At 61.0% G+C, this 23905-nt stretch carries 18 protein-coding genes and 1 pseudogene; 5 read left to right on the forward strand and 14 right to left on the reverse strand.

Annotated features, from left to right (window positions below):
• Positions 1 to 45 precede the first annotated feature (45 nt).
• The 3 genes from yidC to ABCV34_RS11900 all read left to right on the forward strand — a co-directional run bounded on the left by yidC (position 46) and on the right by ABCV34_RS11900 (position 4998).
• Positions 46 to 1785: a membrane protein insertase YidC gene (gene yidC, locus ABCV34_RS11890; protein ID WP_345796419.1), complete on the forward strand. Its 1740-nt coding sequence runs from the start codon at positions 46 to 48 to the stop codon at positions 1783 to 1785.
• A 416-nt stretch (positions 1786 to 2201) separates the two neighbouring features.
• Positions 2202 to 3614 (forward strand): tRNA uridine-5-carboxymethylaminomethyl(34) synthesis GTPase MnmE, encoded by a 1413-nt coding sequence (gene mnmE / locus ABCV34_RS11895; protein WP_345796420.1) that lies wholly within the window; start codon positions 2202 to 2204, stop codon positions 3612 to 3614.
• Between the two features lie 184 nt (positions 3615 to 3798).
• Positions 3799 to 4998 (forward strand): tyrosine-type recombinase/integrase, encoded by a 1200-nt coding sequence (locus ABCV34_RS11900; protein ID WP_345796421.1) that lies wholly within the window; start codon positions 3799 to 3801, stop codon positions 4996 to 4998.
• A gap of 104 nt (positions 4999 to 5102) precedes the next feature.
• Here the strand turns inward: ABCV34_RS11900 and ABCV34_RS11905 are convergent, their stop codons facing one another.
• The 14 genes and pseudogenes from ABCV34_RS11905 to ABCV34_RS11970 all read right to left on the reverse strand — a co-directional run bounded on the left by ABCV34_RS11905 (position 5103) and on the right by ABCV34_RS11970 (position 21841).
• Positions 5103 to 6155 (reverse strand): virulence RhuM family protein, encoded by a 1053-nt coding sequence (locus tag ABCV34_RS11905; RefSeq protein ID WP_345796422.1) that lies wholly within the window; start codon positions 6153 to 6155, stop codon positions 5103 to 5105.
• Between the two features lie 58 nt (positions 6156 to 6213).
• Positions 6214 to 9396: a type I restriction endonuclease subunit R gene (locus ABCV34_RS11910; protein ID WP_345796423.1), complete on the reverse strand. Its 3183-nt coding sequence runs from the start codon at positions 9394 to 9396 to the stop codon at positions 6214 to 6216.
• Positions 9396 to 10814: pseudogene (locus ABCV34_RS11915) on the reverse strand (AAA family ATPase); the annotation flags it as partial. The pseudogene ABCV34_RS11915 and the gene ABCV34_RS11910, both read right to left, overlap by 1 nt.
• Positions 10815 to 10918: 104 nt before the next feature.
• The gene (locus tag ABCV34_RS11920) at positions 10919 to 12196 is read right to left on the reverse strand and encodes an IS256 family transposase (protein ID WP_275162860.1); all 1278 of its coding nucleotides are present in this window, start codon (positions 12194 to 12196) and stop codon (positions 10919 to 10921) included.
• Positions 12197 to 12219: 23 nt separating this feature from the next.
• Positions 12220 to 13074, reverse strand: coding sequence for an AAA family ATPase (locus ABCV34_RS11925; RefSeq protein ID WP_345796424.1), 855 nt, complete (start codon positions 13072 to 13074; stop codon positions 12220 to 12222).
• Complete coding sequence (locus ABCV34_RS11930; RefSeq protein ID WP_345796425.1) at positions 13071 to 13262, reverse strand: hypothetical protein; 192 nt, start codon at positions 13260 to 13262, stop codon at positions 13071 to 13073. Before ABCV34_RS11930 ends, ABCV34_RS11925 begins: the two co-directional genes overlap by 4 nt.
• A gap of 82 nt (positions 13263 to 13344) precedes the next feature.
• Positions 13345 to 14622: an IS256 family transposase gene (locus ABCV34_RS11935; protein ID WP_345798665.1), complete on the reverse strand. Its 1278-nt coding sequence runs from the start codon at positions 14620 to 14622 to the stop codon at positions 13345 to 13347.
• A gap of 18 nt (positions 14623 to 14640) precedes the next feature.
• The gene (locus ABCV34_RS11940; RefSeq protein WP_345796426.1) at positions 14641 to 15204 is read right to left on the reverse strand and encodes an abortive infection family protein; all 564 of its coding nucleotides are present in this window, start codon (positions 15202 to 15204) and stop codon (positions 14641 to 14643) included.
• The gene (locus tag ABCV34_RS11945) at positions 15201 to 16745 is read right to left on the reverse strand and encodes a restriction endonuclease subunit S (RefSeq protein ID WP_345796427.1); all 1545 of its coding nucleotides are present in this window, start codon (positions 16743 to 16745) and stop codon (positions 15201 to 15203) included. Before ABCV34_RS11945 ends, ABCV34_RS11940 begins: the two co-directional genes overlap by 4 nt.
• 11 nt (positions 16746 to 16756) lie before the next feature.
• Complete coding sequence (locus ABCV34_RS11950) at positions 16757 to 17170, reverse strand: nucleotidyltransferase substrate binding protein (RefSeq protein WP_345796428.1); 414 nt, start codon at positions 17168 to 17170, stop codon at positions 16757 to 16759.
• Positions 17171 to 17183: 13 nt separating this feature from the next.
• The gene (locus ABCV34_RS11955; RefSeq protein WP_345796429.1) at positions 17184 to 18746 is read right to left on the reverse strand and encodes a class I SAM-dependent DNA methyltransferase; all 1563 of its coding nucleotides are present in this window, start codon (positions 18744 to 18746) and stop codon (positions 17184 to 17186) included.
• 60 nt (positions 18747 to 18806) lie between these two features.
• Positions 18807 to 19103, reverse strand: coding sequence for a helix-turn-helix transcriptional regulator (locus tag ABCV34_RS11960; RefSeq protein WP_049328200.1), 297 nt, complete (start codon positions 19101 to 19103; stop codon positions 18807 to 18809).
• Between the two features lie 134 nt (positions 19104 to 19237).
• Positions 19238 to 20101, reverse strand: coding sequence for a phage integrase N-terminal domain-containing protein (locus ABCV34_RS11965; RefSeq protein WP_345796430.1), 864 nt, complete (start codon positions 20099 to 20101; stop codon positions 19238 to 19240).
• Between the two features lie 570 nt (positions 20102 to 20671).
• Positions 20672 to 21841, reverse strand: coding sequence for an STY4528 family pathogenicity island replication protein (locus tag ABCV34_RS11970; protein ID WP_345796431.1), 1170 nt, complete (start codon positions 21839 to 21841; stop codon positions 20672 to 20674).
• A 416-nt stretch (positions 21842 to 22257) separates the two neighbouring features.
• Between ABCV34_RS11970 and ABCV34_RS11975 the strand changes: the two genes are divergently transcribed.
• Positions 22258 to 23175, forward strand: a complete 918-nt coding sequence (locus ABCV34_RS11975) for an RNA-binding domain-containing protein (RefSeq protein WP_345796432.1) — start codon at positions 22258 to 22260, stop codon at positions 23173 to 23175.
• A gap of 100 nt (positions 23176 to 23275) precedes the next feature.
• Positions 23276 to 23896, forward strand: coding sequence for a hypothetical protein (locus ABCV34_RS11980; RefSeq protein ID WP_345796433.1), 621 nt, complete (start codon positions 23276 to 23278; stop codon positions 23894 to 23896).
• The last annotated feature ends 9 nt before the right edge of the window (positions 23897 to 23905 follow it).

Below are 23905 nucleotides of genomic sequence, written 5' to 3' on the forward strand. Positions count from 1 at the left end.
ACTGGTGAGCTTTTGCTCCGACCCTATCCGAAAAAACAGGCGCCAATGGACATTCGACGCACCATCCTCTGGATGATCTTTTCTTTTTCGCTCCTGCTGTTGTGGAACAACTGGCAGGTGTATCAGGGTCAGCCGTCCCTGTTTTCCCTGACGCCGCCGGCTGCCGAGAAGGCCAAGACGGCCAGCGCGCCGACGCCGGCGCCGCATCCGTCCGGCTCGACGACAGTACCTGCCGGTGCCGCCCAGAATGCTCCGGGTGGGGTGGGCGCGCCAGCCGCGTTGGCGGCGGGACAGAAGGTTCACGTCAAGACCGACGTCTTTGACCTGACGTTCGATACGCTGGGCGCGCAGCTGGTCCAGGCTGACCTGCTGGGATACAGAAACCAAGAGGCCACCACCGGCATCCTGCCCTGGTTCAAGGGCCTGATGGGTAAGGCGCCGCCCAAGGACGCGCATGGCGCGATGTACTTGTTGAATGATCAGCCGGGCGACATGTATGTGGCCCAGACCGGTCTGGTGGGCGCGCCCGCGGGCGCCACCTACCCAACGCACCTGACGCCGTTCACGCTGGTGGGCTCGGGGCCTGTGGTCAAGGGCAACACGACCGAGGTCTCGTTCGAGGCAACGTCCGATCAGGTCCGGGTGGTGAAGACCTTCATCCTGACCCAGGGCAGCTATGACATCCGCGTGCGCAACGATATCTACAACCTCGGGGATCAGCCGATCGACCCGTCGCTGTATCTGCAGCTGACGCGCGATGGCCACGAACCGTCCAATACGACGGGCTTCTACAGCACCTTCACCGGCGCGGCTGTCTATTCGGCGGAAGACAAGTTCCAGAAGGTCAAGTTCGACGAGATCACCAAGGGCAAGGCCAGCTACATCACGCAGGCCGACAATGGCTGGATCGGGATCGTGCAGCATTACTTCGCCTCGGCCTGGGTGCCGAAGCAGGGCGTGGTGCGCACCAACCAGGCGCTGGCGCTGCCGGACGGGCTGTTCGCGGTCCGCTCGATCGAGGCAGTGGGGTCGATCGCGCCGGGCGCGCAAAAATCGGTGGAGTCGCAGTTGTGGGTCGGTCCGCAGGACCAGCTGGCGATGAGCGCTGTCGCACCGGGGCTGGACGTGGTGGTCGATTACGGCTGGGTGACGATCATCGCCAAGCCGATGTTCAAGTTCATGATCTGGCTGCACAGTCTGGTGGGCAACTGGGGCTGGACGATCGTGCTGCTGACGCTGCTGATCAAGCTGGTGTTCTACCCGCTGTCGGCGGCCAGCTACCGCTCGATGGCGAAGATGAAGCTGGTGTCGCCGCGCATGCAGCACCTGAAGGAAAAGTTTGGCGACGACAAGGCGAAGCTGAACGCGGCGATGATGGAGATGTACCGCACGGAGAAGATCAATCCCCTGGGGGGATGTTTGCCGATGGTGGTGCAGATTCCGGTGTTCATCGCGTTGTACTGGGTGTTGCTGGGCAGCGTTGAAATGCGCGGCGCGCCGTGGATTCTGTGGATCCATGACTTGTCGGTGGCCGATCCGTGGTTCATTCTGCCGGCCTTCATGATGCTGACGATGTTCCTGCAGATCAAGCTGAATCCGACGCCGCCGGATCCGACGCAGGCGAAGATCATGATGATCATGCCGCTGGTGTTCGGGGGGATGATGTTCCTGTTCCCGGCGGGGTTGGTGCTGTACTGGTGCGTGAACAATACGGTGTCGATCATTCAGCAGCGGGTGATCATGCGCCGGCTGGATCGAGAAAAGGCGGCGTCGGCGTCGAGCTGAGCGATTCTGCTGATGTGATCGGACGGCGCTCTTTCTGGGGCGCCGTTTCTTTTTTGCGGCTTGAGTTTGTTGGGTTCTTGAGGGGCGCGCTGGATGAAGGTGCCTGGGCGAGCAGTCGGCCGGTGCCGGATGCTGCCGAAGGGAAGGCGGAGGAAGTCGGCGGGCACTGTCTGAGGCGCGAAGCGCCGAGTTTGCCCGCCGTCCGCCTGGACGAGGCAGATCCGGGAAGCCCGAAGGGCCACCGGCTGGCGAGCCCAGGCACCTTCATCCAGCGCGCCCTGGCGCTGGTGGACCAGAGGCCGACGCCGTCGAGTCATGTCTGGCGTGATTTCCCGATATCATGCGAATGGATCATTTCCGCAGTGCCTCGATCGTGTCGCACTGCCTGTTCATCTGATTTCTTCACATTTTCCGAAATGAGCGCACTGTCCACCGATCCCATCATTGCCATTGCCACCGCCCCGGGCCGGGGCGGGATCGGGGTGGTCCGCGTGTCGGGGCCGGATCTGCTGGCCTGGGCGCAGTCGCTCTGCGGGCAGGCGCTGCGGGCGCGCCATGCGCACTATCTGCCGTTCCGGGATGGGCAGGGTGAGGTGCTGGACGAGGGGCTGGCGCTGTTCTTCCCCGGACCGCATTCGTACACCGGCGAGGACGTGCTGGAGTTGCAGGGGCATGGCGGGCCTGCCGTGCTACGGCGCGTGCTGGAAGACTGTCTGGCGCGTGGGGCGGCCATTGGCTTGCGGCTGGCGCAGCCGGGGGAATTCACGCAGCGCGCGTTTCTGAACGAGCGGCTGGACCTGGCGCAGGCGGAAGCGGTGGCGGATCTGATCGAGGCCAGTTCGGCGGCGGCGGCGCGTAGCGCCATGGCATCGTTGTCGGGGGTGTTCTCCGCCGAGATCGATGCGCTGAGCGAACGGATCGTGCAGCTGCGCATGCTGGTCGAGGCAACGCTGGATTTTCCGGAAGAGGAGATCGATTTTCTGGAAAAGTACCAGGCGGCCGATCGCCTGGATGCCGTGACGGCGACGCTGGATGGCGTCTTGCGCACGGCCCGCCAGGGGTTGGTGCTGCGCGAAGGCCTGCACGTGGTGCTGGCGGGGCAGCCGAACGTGGGTAAATCTAGTCTGCTGAATGCGCTGGCGGGCGAGGACGTAGCCATCGTGACGCCCATCGCGGGCACGACGCGCGACCGGGTGATCCAGCAGATTCATATCGACGGCATCCCGCTGCATATCGTGGATACGGCGGGCTTGCGGGAAACCGAGGACACGGTCGAGCGCATCGGTATCGAGCGCAGCTGGGCGGAAATCGCCCGGGCGCAGGTGATCCTGCACCTGCAGGATGCGCGGCATCCGGATGATCCGCTGGATGCGGAGATCGTGCGGCGCCTGCCGGCGGGGACGCCGGTGCTGCGGGTGTTGAACAAGGTGGATTTGATTGGGGATCACACCGCTGCGTTGGGTGATCCGGCCCGTGTTCCAGCTGGAGTCCTGGCCTCTGGCGGGGCCGGACATGCCGAGGTGTTGCGGATTTCCGCCCATACGGGCGCGGGGCTGGACGCCCTGCGTGCCCGGCTGCTGCGGATCGCCGGCTGGACACCCGGGGCCGAGTCCCCCTGGCTGGCTCGCGAACGCCATGTGCGGGCGCTGGAAGCCACCCGTGAGCATCTGCTGTTGGCGCGTGAACATGCGTCGCACAGCGACCAGGTGCTGGACCTGTTCGCGGAGGAACTGCGGCTGGCGCATGAGGCGCTGTGCGAGATCACCGGACAGTTCACCAGCGATGATTTGCTGGGAGAGATTTTCTCGCGGTTTTGTATTGGGAAGTGAATCGATGTCCAAGGACATCCACTGACGTCTTCAGAATGACTTTAAGTTAGCGTAGATAAAGGAATTTTTGTCTACTGACAAGTTCGGTGATACAGTCGAAGCCACTCACTGATATGTCCAAGTTTGGTACCAAGTAGCGGGATTCTTGCTCTCCATCCCTCTGCTTGGACATACGGAGGATGAGATGGCACTGACCGACACTGCGCTCAAGGCACTCAAGCCCAGGGACAAGACCTATACGGTCACCGACGACCGGGGGCTGTATGTGGAGGTCTTCCCGACCGGAGGCGTCGTCTGGCGCTACCGCTACCGGTTGAATGGCAAGTACGAGAAGCTGACGCTGGGCAAGTACCCGGCGCTGACGCTGAAGAACGCGCGCCTGAAGCGGGACGAGGCGGCCCACCAGGTGGCGATGGGGGAGTCACCGGCAAAGAAGAAGCAGCAGGAGAAGGTGGCCGGCGCAGAAGACGCCACCGTGGCCGACTTCGCCGAACGCTTCTTCAAGGACATCCAGTCACGCGACCGCAAGAACGTGACCATGCCGCGCCGCTACCTGGAAAAGGACATCCTGCCGCACATCGGCAGCAAGCCGATCAGGGACATCACCGCTGAGGACGTGCGCAGCGTCATCTGGCGCAAGAAGGAGCAAGGCTTCGATGCCGCCGCCGGCCAGGTGCGCGGCCTGCTCAAGCGCATGTTCGACTACGCGCTGACCTGCGGCCTGATCCAGGCCAACCCGGTCATGGCCCTGCCCATGCGGCACGTCTACCGCGCCGCCGCCCGCGACCGGGCGCTGACGCCGGACGAAATCCGGCAGTTCCTGCGCGCCATGCAGACCTCCAACATCCGCCGCCAGTTCAAGATTGCCTTCCAGTTGATCCTGATGACCCTGGTGCGCAAGTCGGAGCTGATGCTGGCGCAGTGGAAGGACGTGCATCTGGACGAAGGCGAATGGCACATCCCGGTCGAGAACTCCAAGACCGGCAAACCGCACATCGTCTATCTGTCCACCCAAGCGCAGACGCTGTTCAAGGAACTCAAGCCGCTGGCCAGCAGCAGCGTCTGGGTGTTGCCGGGCCGTGGCGCCCTGGCCAAGCCCTTCGCCAGCAACGCGCTGAACCAGGCGCTGAAGGTGTCATTGCAGGGGCAGGAGATCCCCGCCTTCACCATCCACGATCTGCGGCGCACCGCATCGACGCTGCTGCACGAGCAGGGCTGGCCTTCGGATGTGGTGGAAAAGGCGCTGAACCACACCATCGGCGGCGTGCGAGGCGTCTACAACAGGGCCGAGTACGCCGAACAGCGGCGGGAGATGTTGCAAGCGTGGTCGGACTACATCGACAGGCTGGCGCCGTCGGGGAATCTGGTGATCGGTGCCGGCTAGACGTGACGGTGGCCTTTTCCTTTTCCGGGTAGGGCCATTGTCCCTCGGGCACCATTCCCTTATCGCCTTTTCATCTTCCCTTTGGCCGGGCCAAGCCCGGCAATTCATTTTCTCTTCCTGCTGCTTTTGCCCGGCTTGGGCAGCGCCTTGGCGGCGTCCTCCAACGCTCGCACATTGGCATCTGCACCTTCGGCCTCCAACAAGGCCCGCCGCTGGACGGCGAATTGCTCATATTGGTTCTCAGCGTGGGCGTCGGCCTGCTTCTTGGAGATGCGGCCTGCGCCGGTGAGCACATCGCGTTCGTTGAAGGTCAGGAAGGCATCGAGCCGCTCCGCCCAGTCCTTCAGGAACACCTCCTTGCGCCGACGAGCCTGATCCTCGGCAAAGTCCAGCCACATCGTGACGATGCGGTTGAGTTCGCTGATTTCCGATTCCCGCAGGTAGTTCTTGGCAACGGTCACATCGGCCTTCTGTACGCTGCCGGATTTCCAGGTCGTCAGCCCCATGTTGGGCTGTCGGCTGTCGGCACGCTCGGCAATCAGTTCGGCGGCGGTCTTGCCTGTGACGGCGAAGTGCAGCTTGTTCTGGATAAAGCGGAAGAACTGGGTGGTTTCCGGCAGCGTGGGCGAATAGTCCGCTGCCATCGAAAATATCTCGCGCACTCGCAGGTACATCCGGCGTTCGCTGGCCCGGATGTCGCGGATACGTTCGAGCAGCTCGTCGAAACGGTCGGGAACGGCGGAACCGGCGACGGGCGGATTCTTCAGGCGTTCGTCGTCCAGCGTGAATCCCTTGACCAGGTACTCAGCCAGGCGCTCCGTAGCCCAGCGGCGGAATTGGGTGCCGCGTGGCGAGCGCACCCGGTAGCCGACCGCCAGAATCGCTTCCAAGCTGTAGTAAGCCACCCGGTAGTTCTTGCCGTCAGAGGCAGTTGTCAACCATTGGTTGACAACTGCCTCGGGCCGCAACTCCCCCTCGGCAAAGATCGCCTTCAGGTGCTTGGCGACGTTCTGCTTGCTGGTCTGGAACAGCTCGGCCATGCCCGCCTGCGCCAGCCACAACGTATCGGCCACGAAGCGGCATTCGACGCGGGTACGTCCGTCTTCGGTCTCGTAGAGCAGGAATTCGCCGGGTAGAGGCTGAAGTTGATCGGTCATGAGCAATACCCGTGCGAAATTTGCAGGAGAGCAGGAAGATCCGTCATCCATCTGCTCCCTAAACCCACCCGGCCGACAGTGCTTCCGCCTGCTGCAACACTGTCTGGACGGCGGCATCCTGCAAATCAGGCGGATAGCCATACTTGCGCAAGATACGCTTGACCAACACGCGCATCCGGGCGCGCGCCGAATCGCGATGTGCCCAGTCAACCGAGACATTGCTTTTCAGGCTGACCAGCAATTCATGGGCGATTACTTTGAGATTGTCATCGCCAATTACTTGTACTGCCGACTCATTTTCAGCCAGCGCGTCATAAAAGGCGATTTCTTCGTCGCTGAGCCCGGACTCCTCTCCGCGCTGTCGCGCCGCTCGAATGTCTTTCGCCAACTGGATGAGCTGCTGCAACACCTCGGCGGTGGTGATGGCGTTAGCGTGGTAGCGCGCAACGGCCTGCTCCAGCCGTTCCGAGAAGGTCCGCGTTTCGACAATGTTGGCCTTGCTACGCGAACGGATGCCATCGTTGATGAGCTTGCGCAGGGCTTCAAGCGCAAGGTTCTTCTTCTGCATCTGCTGCACTTCGGCAAGAAACTCGTCGGACAGAATGGAAATGTCCGGCGACTGTATGCCTGCCGCTTTCAGGATGTCCACGATCTCGGTGCTGACCACAGCACGGCTGACGATCTGCTGGATGGCGAAGTCACGCTCCTGCGAGGTCACACCGGAGCCAGTACTCGACTTGACCAGTGCGGCGCGAATAGCTTGGAAGAAGCCGACTTCCTCGCGGATGCCGCGCGCCTCGTCGGAGGCCGATGCCAGCGAATACGCCTTCGACAAGGCCAGCACGGAGTCCTGATAACGCCGCTGAGCGTTCTTCTTGCCTTCCTCAGTGGTCTCCGCCGCCGCCCATTGTTGTTGCTTACCCAGAATCCACTCGATGGCTCCGGCCATCATCGTCAGACGTTGCTGAGGTGTGCCGTTCAGAGCCGTTGCGTAATCGAAGCCGTGGTACATGTCATGCACCACTTCGTACTTCTCCAGCAGCACGGCCACAGCCTGGGCTTCATCGACGCCCGTGGTTTCCTGGTCGCGCGCCGAATACTGCGCCAGTGCCGACTTCAAACTCTGAGCAATGCCGATGTAGTCCACGATTAGACCCGCAGGCTTGTCACGGAACACACGATTAACGCGAGCGATGGCTTGCATGAGCCCGTGGCCCTGCATCGGCTTGTCCACATACATCGTGTGCATGCACGGGGCGTCGAAGCCGGTCAGCCACATATCGCGCACGATGACCAGCTTGAGCGGGTCTTTGGCATCGCGGGCGCGCTTGGCGAGTAGGTCGCGTCGCGTCTTGTTGCCGATATGCTGCTGCCATGCGGGCGGGTCGCTTGCCGCGCCCGTCATCACGATCTTGATAGCCCCGGCATTGTCATCGGTGCTGTGCCAGTCCGGCCGCAACTTGACGATCTCGTCGTACAGCGCCACGCAGATGCGGCGGCTCATGCACACTACCATCGCCTTGCCATCTAGCGCTGCCAGCCTGTCTTCGAAGTGCGCCACCAAGTCCTTCGCCACCAGCGCGACGCGCTTTTCGCTGCCGACCAGTTGTTCGACGGTCGCCCATTTCGCCTTCAGCTTTTCCTGTTCGGTGACCGCCTCGTCCTCAGTCAGTGCTTCCACCTCAGCATCGAGCTTGGGCTTCTCGTCCTCGTCCAGTTCAATGCGCGCCAGCCGCGATTCGTAGTAGATCGGCACAGTCGCGCCGTCCTCCACCGCGCGGCTGATGTCGTAGATGTCGATGTAATTGCCGAACACCGCCGGGGTGTTCACGTCGGTGGCCTCGATGGGCGTGCCCGTGAAGCCGATGAAGGAGGCATTGGGCAGCGCATCGCGCATGTGCTTGGCGAATCCGTAGGAGAATTCGCCGGTCTTGGCATCCACTTTGGCACGAAAGCCATATTGCGAACGGTGCGCTTCGTCGGCGATGACCACCACGTTGCGGCGTGTGGTCAGCGGCTCATTCACTTCTCCAAACTTCTGCAAGGTGGTGAAGATCACGCCGCCCGAAGCCCGAGCCAGAAGTTGCTGCAAATGTTCGCGGCTTTCGGCCTGCACCGGCGTCTGGCGGATCAGGTCGCGGCACATGGAAAAGGTGGCGAACAACTGGTCGTCCAGGTCGTTGCGGTCGGTCAGCACGACAAGCGTCGGGTTCTCCATCGCCGGGTGTTTCACCAGTCGCCCGGCGTAGAACGCCATCAGCAGACTCTTGCCGGAACCTTGCGTATGCCAGATCACCCCCGCGCGCCTGTCGCCCTGGGGCTGCGTCGCCACACTGGGCAGCCCGTAGGATGCCGGTTCCTCGGCTACGCCGTGCCGTGGGTCGGAGGCGCGAATCGTGGACTCGATGGCGCGGTTGACCGCGTGGTACTGGTGATAGCCCGCCACGATCTTCGCCAGGCCGCTGCCGGTTTCGCCGAACACGGTGAAGTGGCTCAGCAGATCGAGGAACCGCTGCTGCTCGAATACGCCCTCGATCAGCGTCGGCAGTTCTGGCAGGCCCTTTTCCAGAATGGACTTGCCATCCGTGGTGCGCCACGGCATGAAGCGTTCCAGGTCGGCAGACGACGAACCCACCCGCGCTGTGATGCCGTCGCTCGTCACCAGCAGCGCATTGGTGTGAAACAGTGCCGGAACTTGCTGCTTGTAGGTTTGCAGTTGATTGAACGCGCCAGCCAGGTGCGCGCCCGCGCTGCCCGGCGCCTTGAGTTCGATCACCGCCAGCGGCAGGCCGTTGACGAACAGCACGACGTCCGGCCTGCGGTTGACCTGGCCGTTGATGACCACGAACTGCTGCACCGCCAGCCAGTCGTTGCGTTCAGGCGAATCGAAGTCCAGAAGCTGAACCTTGCCCGCTGTCAGCACGCCGTCGTCGCCGTAGTATTCAACATCTGCGCCTTCGGTCAGTAGCGCGTGGATGCGACGGTTCTCTTCCAGCAGAGCGGGAAAGACGGATTGGGTGAGCTTGCGGATGGCATCCGCCCGCGCTTCCGGCGGAAGCTGAGGATTGAGCCGCAGTACGGCATCCTCCAGCCGCTTTCTCAGGATGACGACATCGTGGCTGTCGCGTTCCGGCGCGCTGCCGTCCGGGCCGATAACGTCGTCCGAAGCAATCGCATAGCCCAACCCTCGCAACTGCTCCAGCAGCGCCAGCTCCACGGCTGCCTCTGACAGGAACGCCATTACAGTTCTCCTTGTTCATCGCTGGGCTGAATAGCCACCAGCTTCAACAGCCCGACGTAATGCTCACGGTCGACAGCCATCATCATTTCGAGTGTGTCGCGCAACACGGGTTGGGTTTCTGCAAGTAGAGAAAGATCGTGCCCCGGATCAGCGATCGCGCCAGCATGTGAGTACGTGTTGAGCAAACGGAGGATGCGGGTCTTTTTCGCGCTGTCGAAATCCACGCGCTCGAGTCGTGGACCGAGATCTCCGCTCATCTCGGGGAAGCGGAATGCGAGAAAGGCCTCAATCAACCGACGCGCGACGTTGGGCAAACCGTAGTGGTGCTCCAGTTGGATAACGTCATTGCGGTGAGCCTCCTCGTGGACGCGCTTGAACAGGTATTGGTACTCCGATTCGTACTCCTCAAGCAGAGGATCAAGATGGCCTAACTCGCTGGTGCGCGATCCGTCCGCGTGACGCCGGGTACGAAGCAGGAAGAACCGACCGGGCCGGTCTTCGATCTTTTTCCTTCGTTGCCCAGGCAGGTGATGGAACCAGTTCTTCACCAGCCGGAAAAATGAGAAGCTGTGCGTCAAGATGAAAAGCTGCCCGGCTTCCCTGGTGCGATCCTTCATGTAGCCGAAGGCCGAGAACAGCGCGTTGTCATCGAGGCTCGACACCGGGTCATCAATGACGATAATCCCATTCTTCAAGTCGAATGCTCTGTCCTGCAACGACTTGAGGAAATAGAGGAATGCAATCGCCGTGCGCTCTCCATCGCTCAAATGCGCTACGTACTGGCCACTGCGGGTCAGCGCGTAGCCAGTGCCCTTCACCTCGAAGCGCAACTCGTCGCGCCCCAGGTAGGCGCATAGCTCGGCAGTCAACTCGTCTGCGGGGCGGCGATGTTCGAGTATCGCGCGTTCAAGCTCATTGATCTGCGTCTGGGTTCCAGCCTGCGTAGCCTTGATGCCATCCAGTTCGGCAGTCGCGGTTTTCACAGCACCGGAGAGCTGGACGAACTCGGTGTGTGCCTCGGCGACATACGAGGCCTCAAGCTTCTTGCACGCACTATCGACCGACGCTGTGAACTCCGCAGAGATGTGGTTGTGCTTCTCCACGATCCCGTTGAATGCGGCAACTGAGTCGGTGATCGAGGAAGGTTTTGCAGTAGCAGGTGTCAGCGTGGTGGTGGGTGCGAACGGCTGATCACGCTTGGTCTCGACACGTGCGATGAGAGCATCGAGCGTGGCCTGGGTCTCTGACTGAGCCGTCAACACCATTGCGCACGCGGGGGGCACTTCGGACGTTAGTGCCTCATAGAAACGCGAAATATCCGGCAGCGATAGCGAGGCCACTACCTGCTTGGCCGCCTTCAGCTTCGTGAGAAGAGCGGACAGGTCTTTCTGAAAGCCCGCGAAGGCATCGTTGAAGTGAGCTTCGAGTGCGGCGCGACGCGCGGCCTGAAGCGGTTGCTGGCAGAAGCGGCAGGTGTCGGGGGAGTGTCAGATTTTTTGTGGGCGGGGCGGTTTGACATCGTTTAATCCCTCGCCTCGGTGAACCGTTCACCGAACAGGATGGCGAACTGATTCATGGCTGCTTTCCACGTATGAACCGATCGTGACGGCTTGGCCAGCACGTTTCGCAGCGCCAGCCATAGGAGTTTGACGGCCGCCTCGTCGCTGGGGAATTGGCCCCGGTTCTTGATGATTTTACGCAGCTGCCGATTCATGTTCTCGATGGCGTTCGTGGTATAGATCACGCGCCGGATATCGGGTGGGAAGATGAAGAACGGCACCACATGTTCCCAGGCCCGCTCCCAGGCGGCCACGATCGTCGGATATTTCGTGCCCCAAGGGCCAGCCGCGAAGGCGGCCAGCGCCTCTCTGGCCTGTTGCTCATTGGCGGCGGCATAGATGGGCTTGAGGGCGGCGGCGACCAACTTACGGTCCTTCCAGCCGGCGTAATCCAGGCTGTTGCGCATCAGATGCACGATGCAGGTCTGCACCGTCGTTTTCGGGAAGACCACGTTGATGGCCTCGGGCAGGCCCTTTAAACCATCGACCACGGCAATCAGAATGTCCTGGCAGCCCCGGTTCTTGAGCTCGTTGAAGACCTTGAGCCAGAACTTCGAACCTTCGGTCTGCTCAATCCACAGCCCCAGCACGTCACGCTCCCCGTTAGCGTCGATCCCCAGGGCCAGGTAGACCGCCTTGTTGACCACCAGCCCGTCGGTGCGGATCTTCACGCGCAGGGCATCGAAGAACACGACCGGGTACATGCGCTCCAGGGGCCGATTCTGCCAGGCCACCGTCTCGGTCATGACCTCGTCAGTGACCTCGCTGATGAGCTCGGGCGAGACATCCGTGCCATAGGTCTCAGCCAGGAATGCCTGGATCTCGCGCACGCTCATGCCTCGGGCGTACAGGGCGATGATGCGTTCATCGAACCCGGCGAAATGGCGCTCATGCTTGGGGATCAAGACCGGCTCGAAGGTACCGTCCCGGTCGCGGGGCAACTGAACACGCATCGAGCCGTGTTTGGTCAACAGCGTCTTGGCGCTCACGCCGTTGCGTTCGTCGGCTTGTTGGGCCGGCTTGTCTTCGCCGGCACGGTAGCCAAGGTGGGCGTTCATCTCGCCAGCCATGGCCCGCTCGATCACCGCCTTGCCAAAGGCATCAATCAGATCCTCGACCTCCATGGCCGACATCGGACCTTCGACCAGGCCGTCCAGCAAATGCTCAGGCAGCTTCGGAAATCGGGCCGTACGGGCGGCCGCCTGGGCCGCAATAGATGGCTTCTTGTGTTTCACGGGCATATCCATGATCGTTTTCTCTCATGTTATGCCTCGCCCACAAAATTCTGGACACTCTCGGTGTCGGAGGCGTGCTCGCCCGAGTGCAGATGAAGCCCTTCTTGCACCCACGCGGCAAGCCTGGAATTGCTGGTCAGTTCTTCGAGCGTCTGCGCGACGACGGAGCGACCGACCAGCGTGCCGACCTCATTCGTCAGCGCATCAAGTTCGATGGATGGCGCAACAACTTTCTCGACAAGGGGCTTTGGCTGGGCATTCTTCTGGCTATGGAGCTGTGTTTTCTGCTCGTCGGTCAGAGTCGCGGCCACCGCCCGCCGCGCATCCATTGCCTCAACGGCACGCCTGAAATTTCGCTTGTCGTAGTTGTTGTAGGTCTGGCTGTTTGCGGTGGTCAACAGCTCCTTGATGAGCTTCGCCTTGTCCTTGCAGACATCGTCCAGCTTCGACTCTGCTCTTGTCTTGTCGGCCTGAGCAGTCCGCAACTTGATGTCGGTCGTGGCAAGCTCCTTCTTGAGCTGCTCGACCTGTGCCTGCTTCTCGATGCTGTCTTCGCCGAGAAAGTAGATCGGTGCAATGCCGCCGCCCGTTTGCGACAGGGTTGCATTGATGAAATCCCGGTTGAATACGCGCACTTGGGGCAGTTGCGCCGAACCGAAAGCGGAACCTGCCACCTTCGTCGTTCCGTCGATCTCCAGTGCCGCCTCACCCTCTAGGAGCGCGGTTTTCTTCTCGACGAGCGAAAGCAGCCATGACAGCGTTGTCTTCCCGCTGCCGTTCCATCCATAGATGACATTGAACTGCGCGAATGGGTGCAGTTCTGTTGGCCATGCAAAGTCGCGGAACACTCGGAGCCGTAGCTTGGCGATGCGAGTCAACTTCATGCCGACTCTCCTTGTTCTGCGATGGGCTCCACAGCCGGAACCGGTACGCCACGCGCGGCGTTCAGGGCTTCGATGTAGGCATCCCGGTCGAGTTGATAGAGCAAGCGACTGACGGGAATGTTGAGGGAAAGATATTCGCCGCCGGGCAGCAGAACCCGAAGTTCCGGGTTGGCGTCATCGTCCGTCACTAACTCCAGCCCTACGTTCGCGTCGATCAGTTGATTGAACGGGAGTGTCAGATTTTTTGTGGGCGGGGCGATTTGACATTGGTTAATCCCTGGCCTCAGTGAACCGTTCACCGAACAGAATGGCGAACTGGTTCATCGCCGCCTTCCAAGTGTGAACGGATCGGGATGGCTTGGCCAGGATGTTTCTGAGCGCCAGCCACAGCAGCTTCACAGCCGCCTCATCGCTGGGGAACTGGCCCCGGTTCTTGATAATTTTACGCAGCTGCCGGTTCATGTTCTCGATGGCGTTGGTGGTGTAGATCACTCGCCGGATATCGGGCGGGAAGATGAAGAACGGCACCACATGCTCCCAAGCCCGTTCCCAGGCGGCCACAATGGTCGGGTAGCGGGTACCCCAGGGGCCATCGGCGAAGGCCTGCAGGGCCTCTCGGGCCTGCTGTTCGTTGGCGGCGGTATAGATGGGCTTGAGCGCGGCAGCGACCAATTTACGGTCCTTCCAGCCCGCGTAATCCAAGCTGTTGCGCATCAGGTGCACGATGCAGGTCTGCACCGTCGTCTTCGGGAAGACCGCGTTAATGGCCTCGGGCAGGCCCTTTAAGCCATCCACCACGGCGATCAGGATGTCCTGGCAGCCTCGGTTTTTCAGTTCATTGAAGACCTTGAGCCAGAATTTTGAGCCCTCGGTTTGTTCGATCCACAGCCCCAGCACGTCGCGTTCCCCGTTGGCGTCGATGCCCAGGGCCAGGTAGACGGCCTTGTTGACCACCAAACCATCAGTGCGGATCTTCACCCGCAGTGCGTCAAATAAGACGACCGGGTACATGCGCTCCAAGGGGCGGTTCTGCCAGGCGACGGTCTCGGCCATCACCTCGTTGGTCACCTCGCTGATGAGCTCGGGCGAAACGTTCGTGCCATAGGTCTCGGCGAGAAAAGCCTGGATCTCGCGCACGCTCATGCCACGGGCATACAGGGCAATGATGCGCTCATCGAACCCGGCGAAATGGCGTTCATGCTTGGGGATGAGCACCGGCTCGAAGCTGCCGTCGCGGTCTCGGGGCAGCTGTACCTGCACCGAACCGTGCTTGGTCAGCAGCGTCTTGGTGCTCACGCCGTTGCGCTCATCGGTCTGCGCGGCGGGCTTGTCCTCACCGGGGCGGTAGCCCAGGTGCACGTTCATCTCCGCACCCATGGCCCGCTCGATGACCGCGCGGCCGAAGGCATCGATCAGGTCCTCGACCTCCATGGCTGACATCGGGCCTTCGACCAGGCCGTCCAGTAGGTGCTCAGGCAGCTTGGGCAGCCGCGCCTCGCGGGCGGCCGCCTGCGCCGCGATGGATGGTTTCTTGTGTTTCACGGGCATATCCATGATCGTTTTCTCTCATGTTATGCCTCGCCCACAAAATTCCGGACACTCTCGATTGAACGCCTCGAATCGTTCCCATGGCTCACGCGAATTGACTGGATCGCGCTGCGCCTCAAGATAGGCTTGGTGCAGAAACATCACCAGCGCGTCTGCCGACAAGACCGCCGAGCGCCGATGATGGACAGACAGCTTGGCGAGGAATCCGTCCCGACCGTGGCTGACTGGCCCGGATTCGTTCCGCAGATCGCCTAGGGCTGTCGTCAGCTTATGGTGCTGCGATACCAGCCTCAGGAACTTGTTGTTCTGGTTCTCGCCAAGTTTCAGCACCCGCACTGCCGCGCCGACCCATTCGCCGAAGTCTGGGGCCGCAGCTTTGGGCTTGACGGGTTGGGTGGGTGAATCCAGTTCGTCCACAACGATGCGGCAGAACACTTCGACAATGGACTTCGCGCAGTCGATGCACGCGTCGTTGTTCTGCTCCAAGGTACGCTCCAATGCCTCAAAAGTCTGCTGCAACATCGGCGCGTCGCGCCAATGCCCGCAGGCTTCGCGGATACCGGGGCACCAATCCAGACTCATTGGTTCACCCGCAGTTGGCCGGAGATGAGGCGCGGCAGCAATGTGTCACGCAACGCGGAGATCGTGCGAGATTCACGCTCGTTATGTGCAATGCTCTTGAGCATTGGAAAGACATGCTGAGAGAACTTGGCGATGGTTTTCTCGTCAGCAACGGCAATATTCGTTGACACGACGATTTCAGGTCGAACAGCAGGATAAGCACCGCCATCTGCCAGATTTGCCAGTCTGTCAATGTTGTCCGGTGCCGTTGCTGCTATGTAGACGAGAGCGGCGTATTCCTCACGTTTCGGACGAAGCACTGCAAAGCCGGTGCTGCCAGTCAATCCTTCCTCGTCGATGAAAGCGTATGAACCGTTACCCGGACGAACCGTGCCGACAATCGTGTCGTTCGGGCGCAGCACGCGCTGTGCGCGGCTTGGTGCGTCTTCCGCCACATATGGCGTGATGCTTTCGATGCGTCCCCACTTCGTGCTCGACAAATCGACGTAGAAGATTTCATCGGGACGTGTTTGCTTTGTCCACGTTTCGGGATTCAGTGCAGCGAAATCCGCAAGCGTCCCAGCCCGCCACCCCTTCGGAATCAAGCCCAACTCCGATTCCTGCATGTCCTCTTGCGGCACGCCGTCGAAATCCACGAACCATGATCTGAACAGAGCACGAGCCATCGCTTCCAGCGTCTGGTTCATGCGCCGGTTGAGTTCGATCTTGTCGTCCAGCGCCCCGAGGATGCGAGCGATGGCGCGTTGTTCTTCGATAGGCGGAACTGGCACTTCAACTTTACGAAGCTCGGCCTGTCGTATTCCAACGACGGTCGTTCCAGATGACCGAGCAATCAGGCTGTCACGCACTTCTGGAGTTGAGAGCGCGTAATAAAGAAATCTGCCACTCAAAACATTGGCCCGTGGTCTGATGGCAAATAGTCTTTGTCCAAGAACCCAATCAACATCGTGATCGAGATATGCCAATTCTCCCAGCGGGGCTTCCGAAGTCATTACTACATCATCAGCGCGTAGTGGGTTTTTCATCCACTTCTTGTAAATATCCGCGTTAACGAATCTGGCCTCATCCGCGTTCAGGTCAATGCGTCCATCCTTGACGACTTTTGCCGAGATAACACGATGCCCTTCGCTCGTAAAATCTCCACCAAGCTTGAGAGGGGTCACGCCGCGCCTATCTAAGATGTCATCAACTACATCCTGAAGTGCCCGCCACTCTTGCCCCGAGTTCTGCAGCGGCTCCTGCACAACAACCTTGTCACGCTCAATCACTTTACGGAACGATTCGCTGGTTGCAGCCCAATCCACCACATCCACTTTCCATGGCAGGTTTGATTCTGAGAAGTCATCGGCCAGCGCCGCGCTGACAGAGAGCGGCAAAGACTTGTCGGTGATGATGGCCAAGTCCAGATCAGAATGCGGTTTCGCAGTCCACTTGGCGCGCGAACCGAAGGCCCATACGGCGTATTGGGGCACATGCAGGCGCAGGATGTGCCGCACGATCTGCCAATGGTCGGGCCGGATGTCGATTGCAGAAGTGGACATTTTTTGACCTGTCACGCCTGCGCGGCCTGTAGCTTTTGGTGCAGGTAGGTCGCTTCTCCCTGAAAGCCGGGAATGCAGGCCACAACTTCCAGCGCGATGTCCTCATCATAGGTGTGGCTGGTTTTGGCGCGCATGTCGCGGTAGTTGCGCCATTCCGGCCATCCGCCCAGGAGCAAGCCACGTTCATTGCCCATGCGAATCAAGTCCTGAAAGCTCATGTCGTCGAACTCCGCAGGGTTCGCCGATGTAGCTTCCAAGTGGCGCTTCAGCATCTTGTGACTGATTTCGTAGGTGAACTCGAAGCGTTGAATCAGGCCGTCCCGAATCTGGGTGTCGCTGATGTCCTGCTGATAGCGCGTCCAACCTTCATTCAATCGCTCGATAGCTCGTTCCAATGGAGAAAGGTCTAGTTTTTCGTCTGCCATTACTGTGCTCCAGTCAAAAGCCAAGTTTCTTCAAATTGCCTTCGATGGCAACATCCATTTTTTCCGCTTCTTGCTGCTGTTCGCGCCACTGTGCAGCGAGGCGCTGCATCTTTTCCTCGAACGGTTCGCCGTCGTTTTCCTGCTCCGCCGCGCCGATGTAGCGACCCGGTGTCAATACATAGTCATGTTTGCGGATCTCTTCGAGCGTGGCGGATTTACAGAAGCCTGGAATGTCCGAATATTCTCCCGCGTCGGTTTCACCTCGCCACGCGTGATAGGTAGAGGCAATGCGCTCGATTTCAGCATCGGTGAGTTCGCGCCGCGTGCGATCCACCAGCACGCCCATCTTGCGCGCGTCAATGAACAGTACTTCGCCGCGCCGATCGCGCAGCTTGGTTTTTTTCACCAAGCCGTTACTGCGGCCCTTCGCCAATATCCATAGGCAGGCCGGGATTTGCGTGGAGTAGAACAACTGGCCGGGCAGCGCGACCATGCAGTCCACCACGCCAGCACTGTCGGCGGCTTCGAGCATGGCTTTGCGGATCTCGCCTTCACCGCTTTGTTGGCTACTCATGGAGCCGTTGGCCAGCACCACGCCCGCGACGCCGTGCGGCGCAAGGTGATGGAAGATGTGCTGCAACCACGCGTAGTTGGCGTTGCCCACGGGCGGAGCGCCAAATTTCCAACGCACATCTTCGCGCAAGCGCTCCCCACCCCAGTCTGAAATATTGAACGGTGGGTTGGCGAGGACGAAGTCGGCCTTGAGGTCGCGCAGTTCGTCCTTGTGGAAGCTGCCCTCGTTGTTCCAGCGGATGTCGCTGTCGATGCCGCGCACGGCGAGGTTCATCTTCGCTAGCCGCCAGGTGGTGTAGTTGCTTTCCTGGCCGTAGATGGCGATATCGCCAGTGCGCCCGCCGTGTTCGGTGACGAACTTCTCACTCTGCACGAACATGCCACCGCTACCGCAACATGGGTCATACACGCGGCCGTTGTACGGCTCCAGCATTTCCACCAATGTGCGTACCACGGAGCGCGGGGTGTAGAACTCGCCACCACGCTTGCCTTCCGCACCCGCGAACTGGCCAAGGAAGTACTCATAGACGCGACCCAGTACGTCTTTCGATTTGTTGTTGCCCTCGTTCAGAGCGATGCCGGAGATCAGGTCGATTAGTTCGCCCAGCATCACCTTGTTGAGCGCGGGGCGGGCGTAGTCTTTGGGCAGCACGCCTTTCAGCGATTCGTTGTCTTTCTCGATGGCGCGCATGGCGTCGTCGATCAGCGTGCCGATGCTGCTTTGCTTGGCGTTGGCTTGCAGGTGCGACCAGCGCGCTTCCTTCGGTACCCAGAAGATGTTGTCGGCGAGGTATTCGTCCTTGTCCTCGGCGGCAGCGGCGTCCTCGGCCAGCAATTCAGCATGACGGGACTCGAAGGCATCGGAGATGTACTTGAGGAAGATCAGGCCCAGCGCAACGTGCTTGTAGTCACTGGGTTCCATGTTGCCGCGCAGCTTGTCGGCGGCTTTGAACAGCTCCGCCTCGAAGCCGAGATTGCCGCCGTTGTTGTCGTTCTGTGCCATTGTTTCCTGTCCTATGTGCGTGCTGGGCCGCTCAGTACGACCAGAAGTTTTTTGCCATCGCTATTCATGAGCAAGCACCGCTAACAGGCTGGCGATGGCGGAGCGTGCCTGCTCCTTATCTGGGCTGGCCAACGTGGTGCGCACCCTCTGCGCCAAGTCGTCAGCCGATGGCGCCGATATCCCGTTGCCGATATGCGCCTCCCGCATACAGGCATTGATCACCTTGGCGGGCGGGTCGTATTCCCCCCGCTCATACCGGCTCAACTGGGACTGCGAAACGCCCAGAACAGTGGCGAACTCCGCCTGGGTTCGCCCATTGCGGGCGGCCCGAATGAGATCAGCGACGCTGTTGACCATAGGGTATCTTAGTGGCGTAAATATGCTTATAAAGCATAATACATAAGTTTAATGCTTACAGAGCATTTTTCATCGAGGGCATCCGAGCCAATAGCTCACTCTCCAGCCGCAAGGCTGGCGCCAAGAGAATCAATTCATCGACCCAGGTACACCGTCGTGATTTGCAGTCGCTCATGTCCCAATTCGCGGCTGATCGTCTGTCGCGCAACTTGGTCCTGGCTGTGTTGCGCGGGTGTCAGTTGTTGTGTCGAAGGACCGCCTGCCGCCGGAGCCTTCCAGCCTGTCAGCACCTGATAGCGCGCTTGGGCATAGCCATGCCGCAGTCCGTGCATGTTGCTCAGGCCCGCTGCCTTGCATTGCCCGTCGTAAACGTGCCGCTGCTGGATGTAGGTCTTGTCCGCGGGGATCAGCGAGCCCAGCCCTGCTAACCGGTGCGCTTCGTCCAGCACCGCCCGCTGCTCCGGCGTCGTGATCGGTACCGTCCGGTCGCGCCCGCCCTTGGCCCATGACCCCTTGATGGCGATGTGGTCGCCACGGTCGGCATGGCGGGGCTGGAACTTGATGGATTCCTCCCGCCGCAAGCCGAAGGCGGCTTGCAGGCGCAGGCTCATGCGAACGTGTGGATCGGTGATTCTGTTCAGCCCGTCGCCCAGTTCCTTGGCCTTGCTCTCGTTGGTCACATAGCGGCGGTCTGGGATGCCCAGCTTGGTGTTGTCCGCTGGCAGGATGCCTGCCTTGCCGACCTTCTCTGCCCACCAGCGCAGGTGGGCCATGCGGTTCTTGAGCGTGCCAGCCGACAGGCCTTCGGCCTGCCAGCGCTGCAACAGAGTTTCGACATGCTTGCCCTTGAGCGAGGTGGCCCGCATCTGGCGGAATCCGGCCTCGCGCAGTTGGCGAGCGGCCAGGCTCAGGGACCGTTGCCGGTCGGCCTGGGTGGCGTGGCTGCCGTCGCGGTTGCGCAGGCAGAGCTGGCGCAGGGTATAGGTCAGGTCGTCCATCGCGGTGTTGTTCCATCGGTTGTCGGGGCTGAGAAGCAAACGGTCAGTGTTTTTGCCAACTCTCGCCAAGGCGAGATCCCCGAAGGGCAAGGGCCAGGCGCTCAGTTCACCTGTGGCCTCGAATGAGGCGTCCGCCTTGCTTCCTGTGGGAGGGCCGGGCGGAAGAGTTGCAAGGGACGACAACGCGATGTGCTGGGATAGGTGCCTCCTGTTGTGCAGTGGTGGAAAGAAGCCGGCAGGTCGGGCGACCCGCGACGAGTGCCTGGAACGGCGGATGCGTGCGGCGACGATGGCGCGATGAACCACGCCGAGGATGAGAAAGGCTCTACCCATGGTAGGGCGGCACACAGAGCGAGCCGGGGTGTGCCTGGGATGGTTCCGCCCGGGGCGGCGCTTGCAGGAACCTGCGCCAGGGTTCCGGTGTTCATACCCACCGGCAGGTCGTTGCTGGGCCAGTGTGCCGGGGCATCGGCATGTGCGCAGCCATCAATGCGATGCTGCGCCAACCCGCATTGCTGCTGCAGTTCGGCGGGCCGTCACTGCGGCGGGCAGTGACGGCCCGCATCTGTTTCACGCCGAGCCCTGTGGCTCCAGCTTTGCAGCAGCGGGCGTGTTCACCGGGGCTGTTGGCAGCATTCCGCTGTCAGCCATGCTCCCGATGATTTGCCCGATGGGCAGCGATGGTGTCTTCAACATGCGCCTGATCTGATCCAGATGCCGCTGCGCCACCTCGCGCGACGCAGGCTTTGTGGCTTGGCTGCTGAACGATGGCGAAGGAGCGGGCGGCGAGCCATGCTGGCTGTTGCTGACGGCCTGCACGGGTGTCTGCTGCGGGGTGGATTTGCGCGCCGCCCAGAGCTTGAACACGCCTTCCACGGCCTTCTTGATCAACCCGTAGAGGTAGGCGATGGCGTTGTGCACGCCACCTGATTCGCAGCGCACGTCCCACTCGGCCAGTACCGCTAGGCGTTGCTCCAGAGGCAAGCCCCTGAGACGAACGGTGAGAATCTGCTGCTGATCCTGCGGCAGTTGCCGGAAGCGGATGGGCACATCCGACCGCGATGCCTGGACTTCGGTTGGTGAGCGGTACGTACGTACTTCTTTTAATACTTCTTTTTCTACAGTACGTACTGCTGTCGCAGATGCCGGAACGGGTTTCGGAATGCCGCCGCTGGCTTCGGGCACGAGGGCATCGCGCGCAGTTGAGCCACCAGGACTGCCCGGGTCATGGTCGTCGTCACGGTGCTGTAGGCGCCTGATCCGCTCTTGCATCGTTGCAGGCAGCTTTTCCAACCTGTCCGGATGGCGCATGGCCTCATCGAGAATGGACTGAGCCAGTTGGCGAATCGTCGCACTGGCATGGCCGAGCGCCCGTTCCAGCAGGGGCAGGTAATCCTCGTCCTCCATGCAGGCGTCGTCGAACGCGAGGGGCTGATTCCGCACCGCGTAGCGGCTGGCCATCGAGAAGCCGGTCATCGGATTGCGGCGGTATTCGACCAGCGCAATCCACGTGGACAGCCGCAGGCACAGCACGGCCCTGGACACGGTTTCCAAGGCAGCCCTCTTGCTGCCCGGTGCGCTGGGAAGGTATCCCCGCGGCGCGTCGTAGCTGAGAACCACGGTGCCGTCGTTGCTGGCCAGCGAACGGAAAGTCAGCCAGGCGTTGCGCTCCAGCGGCGTCAGCCGCTCATCGAGCAACAGGGCTTTCGGAGTGATGATGTCTGAAGTTTGGTGTGACATGGCGAGGCTCCCATCGGTATCGGCCAACTGGCCAAAGGAGCCGCCATCTCACTTCGGCATCACCGCTGCCGCAGCCATCAATCCGAACTGCGCGCCTCCCTTTTTTTCGGGCTGAAGCAGGGCGTAACATCCTTGGCGTTCCGGATCAGGAGGTGGGAAAATGAGCCCGTTGCAGCGCATTGGACGTTGGCGCACGTCGATGGCCGGTTTCGCTACCACTGATCAGGTCGTCCGCTGACGCATCGCATCAGTAATGGGAGCGCGGGAAGTGTCCAGGGAGGGTCATCTACCGCTACCAAGGGACACGCTTGGTTTTTGGGTCCAAGAATAGATCCAAGCGCGTCGATGGGGTTCAAAAACTCCCTTGCAAATCAACAGCATGCGGCGAAAACGCCACTTCTGTATCGGGAAGTGACATGCGCAGTGCGATTGATCTTCTTGAAGAGCTCAACTCCATTGATGAATCGACCCGCATCGAAGCCAAGCGCGCCAGCGAACTGGGCAAATCTGTGATGCAGACAGTCATCGCCTTCGCCAACGAGCCAGGGCTGGATGGCGGCTATTTGCTGCTGGGAGTGGACTGGTTCGTCAATGACAAGGGCGATACGGTGTACCATGCTGCCGGCCTGCAGGATCCAGACAAGGTGCAGCGCGACCTGGCCAGCCAGTGCGCGTCTGCGCTCAATGTTGTCCTGCGGCCGGAGATGCAAACCGGGACTGTGGATGGCAAGACGGTGTTGGTGGTATACGTACCCGAGACTGACGTCACGCAGAAGCCCATCTACCTCAAGGCCACTGGCTTGCCGCGTGGTGCCTATCGGCGCATTGGCTCCAGCGACCAGCACTGCGTGGATGAAGATCTGTGGGTACTGCGCGGCGAAAGCCAGCCGCTGCATGGGCCGGACTCCAGCATCCTGCCCGACGCCCGGCTGGATGACTTCGACCCCGCCGCTGTGGCCGCCTATCGACGCGAACGTGCCCGCATCAACCCTCAGGCCGAGGAACTAGATTACAACGATGAGGACCTGCTCGAAGCCTTAGGCGCATTGCGCCGCCTGGATAGTCAGTCGCAGCCGACGCTTGCCGGCATTGTGCTGTTCGGCAAACCACTGGCTCTGCGTCGACTGTTGCCCATGGTGCGCATCGACTACATTCGCGTGTCGGGCAACGAATGGGTGGAAGACCCGGAAAACCGCTTCCAGTCCATCGACATCCGCAAGCCGTTGCTGTTGGCGTTGCCGCAGGCCGAGTCTAGTATCATCGACGAGCTGCCCAAGGGCTTTCGTCTGCCGGAAGGGCAGTTGCAGAGCGTGCAGGGACCGGCATGCCAATGAGTTCCGCCTCACGCTGTTCCTGCATAACCTGCTGACCGAGGACGACCATGCCTGGCTGCGCGGTTTTGCCGGCCCGACAGTCAACGCCGACGAAGCGAAGGTGTTGATCTACGTTCGCGCTACCGGCGCTGTGGACAATACGGCCTGTCGGGATTTTTGTGGGCTGGATACGTTGGCGGCCAGCCTGGTGTTGCGTCGCCTGCGTGACCGGGGACTGCTGGAGAAGCGGGGATCGGGCAGCCGTACCTACTATATTCTGGTTGGGATCATGGAACAGCCTGACAGAAATCCAGAGCAGTCTGAGCTGCCTCTGGAGCAATTCTCAGGCCTTCCTGTTGGCGGCCGCGCAAAGGAGGGGCCGAACCAGGAGGGATCTGGTCCGCCCCCACATGGTCAGGTTCAGATGGATGCTGCTTGCAACCCTGAGCTTGCAACCTTTCCCCCTGAGCTTGCAACCTTTCCCCCTGAGCTTGCAACCTTGCTGGGGGGCCTGAAAGGCCGTGTCAGCGCAAAAGCCTTGCGTGAAGGGATTTGTCGTTTGTGCACCTGGGCGCCGCTGACGGGCGACCAGCTTGCAATCTTGCTGAAGAAAGATCGGCACTATTTGCGTAACAAATACCTGATTCCAATGGTGCGGGATGGCCTGCTGCGCTTTCGATACCCCGAAAGCGCCAAACACCCGCATCAGGCTTATGTGACCGCCAAGCCGGGAGAACATTGACATGCGAGC

The sequence above is a fragment of the Castellaniella sp. MT123 genome (assembly GCF_039614765.1).
GTDB lineage: Bacteria > Pseudomonadota > Gammaproteobacteria > Burkholderiales > Burkholderiaceae_B > Castellaniella.

Coding starts and splice junctions, on each gene's coding strand:
- ABCV34_RS11960 (WP_049328200.1), bottom strand. CDS start 19,103: ATGGTCAACAGCGTCGCTGATCTCATTCGGGCCGCCCGCAATGGGCGA.
- ABCV34_RS11900 (WP_345796421.1), top strand. CDS start 3,799: ATGGCACTGACCGACACTGCGCTCAAGGCACTCAAGCCCAGGGACAAG.
- ABCV34_RS11935 (WP_345798665.1), bottom strand. CDS start 14,622: ATGCCCGTGAAACACAAGAAACCATCCATCGCGGCGCAGGCGGCCGCC.
- mnmE (WP_345796420.1), top strand. CDS start 2,202: ATGAGCGCACTGTCCACCGATCCCATCATTGCCATTGCCACCGCCCCG.
- ABCV34_RS11950 (WP_345796428.1), bottom strand. CDS start 17,170: ATGGCAGACGAAAAACTAGACCTTTCTCCATTGGAACGAGCTATCGAG.
- ABCV34_RS11910 (WP_345796423.1), bottom strand. CDS start 9,396: ATGGCGTTCCTGTCAGAGGCAGCCGTGGAGCTGGCGCTGCTGGAGCAG.
- ABCV34_RS11955 (WP_345796429.1), bottom strand. CDS start 18,746: ATGGCACAGAACGACAACAACGGCGGCAATCTCGGCTTCGAGGCGGAG.
- yidC (WP_345796419.1), top strand. CDS start 46: ATGGACATTCGACGCACCATCCTCTGGATGATCTTTTCTTTTTCGCTC.
- ABCV34_RS11925 (WP_345796424.1), bottom strand. CDS start 13,074: ATGAAGTTGACTCGCATCGCCAAGCTACGGCTCCGAGTGTTCCGCGAC.
- ABCV34_RS11975 (WP_345796432.1), top strand. CDS start 22,258: ATGCGCAGTGCGATTGATCTTCTTGAAGAGCTCAACTCCATTGATGAA.
- ABCV34_RS11905 (WP_345796422.1), bottom strand. CDS start 6,155: ATGACCGATCAACTTCAGCCTCTACCCGGCGAATTCCTGCTCTACGAG.
- ABCV34_RS11940 (WP_345796426.1), bottom strand. CDS start 15,204: ATGAGTCTGGATTGGTGCCCCGGTATCCGCGAAGCCTGCGGGCATTGG.
- ABCV34_RS11920 (WP_275162860.1), bottom strand. CDS start 12,196: ATGCCCGTGAAACACAAGAAGCCATCTATTGCGGCCCAGGCGGCCGCC.
- ABCV34_RS11965 (WP_345796430.1), bottom strand. CDS start 20,101: ATGGACGACCTGACCTATACCCTGCGCCAGCTCTGCCTGCGCAACCGC.
- ABCV34_RS11970 (WP_345796431.1), bottom strand. CDS start 21,841: ATGTCACACCAAACTTCAGACATCATCACTCCGAAAGCCCTGTTGCTC.
- ABCV34_RS11945 (WP_345796427.1), bottom strand. CDS start 16,745: ATGTCCACTTCTGCAATCGACATCCGGCCCGACCATTGGCAGATCGTG.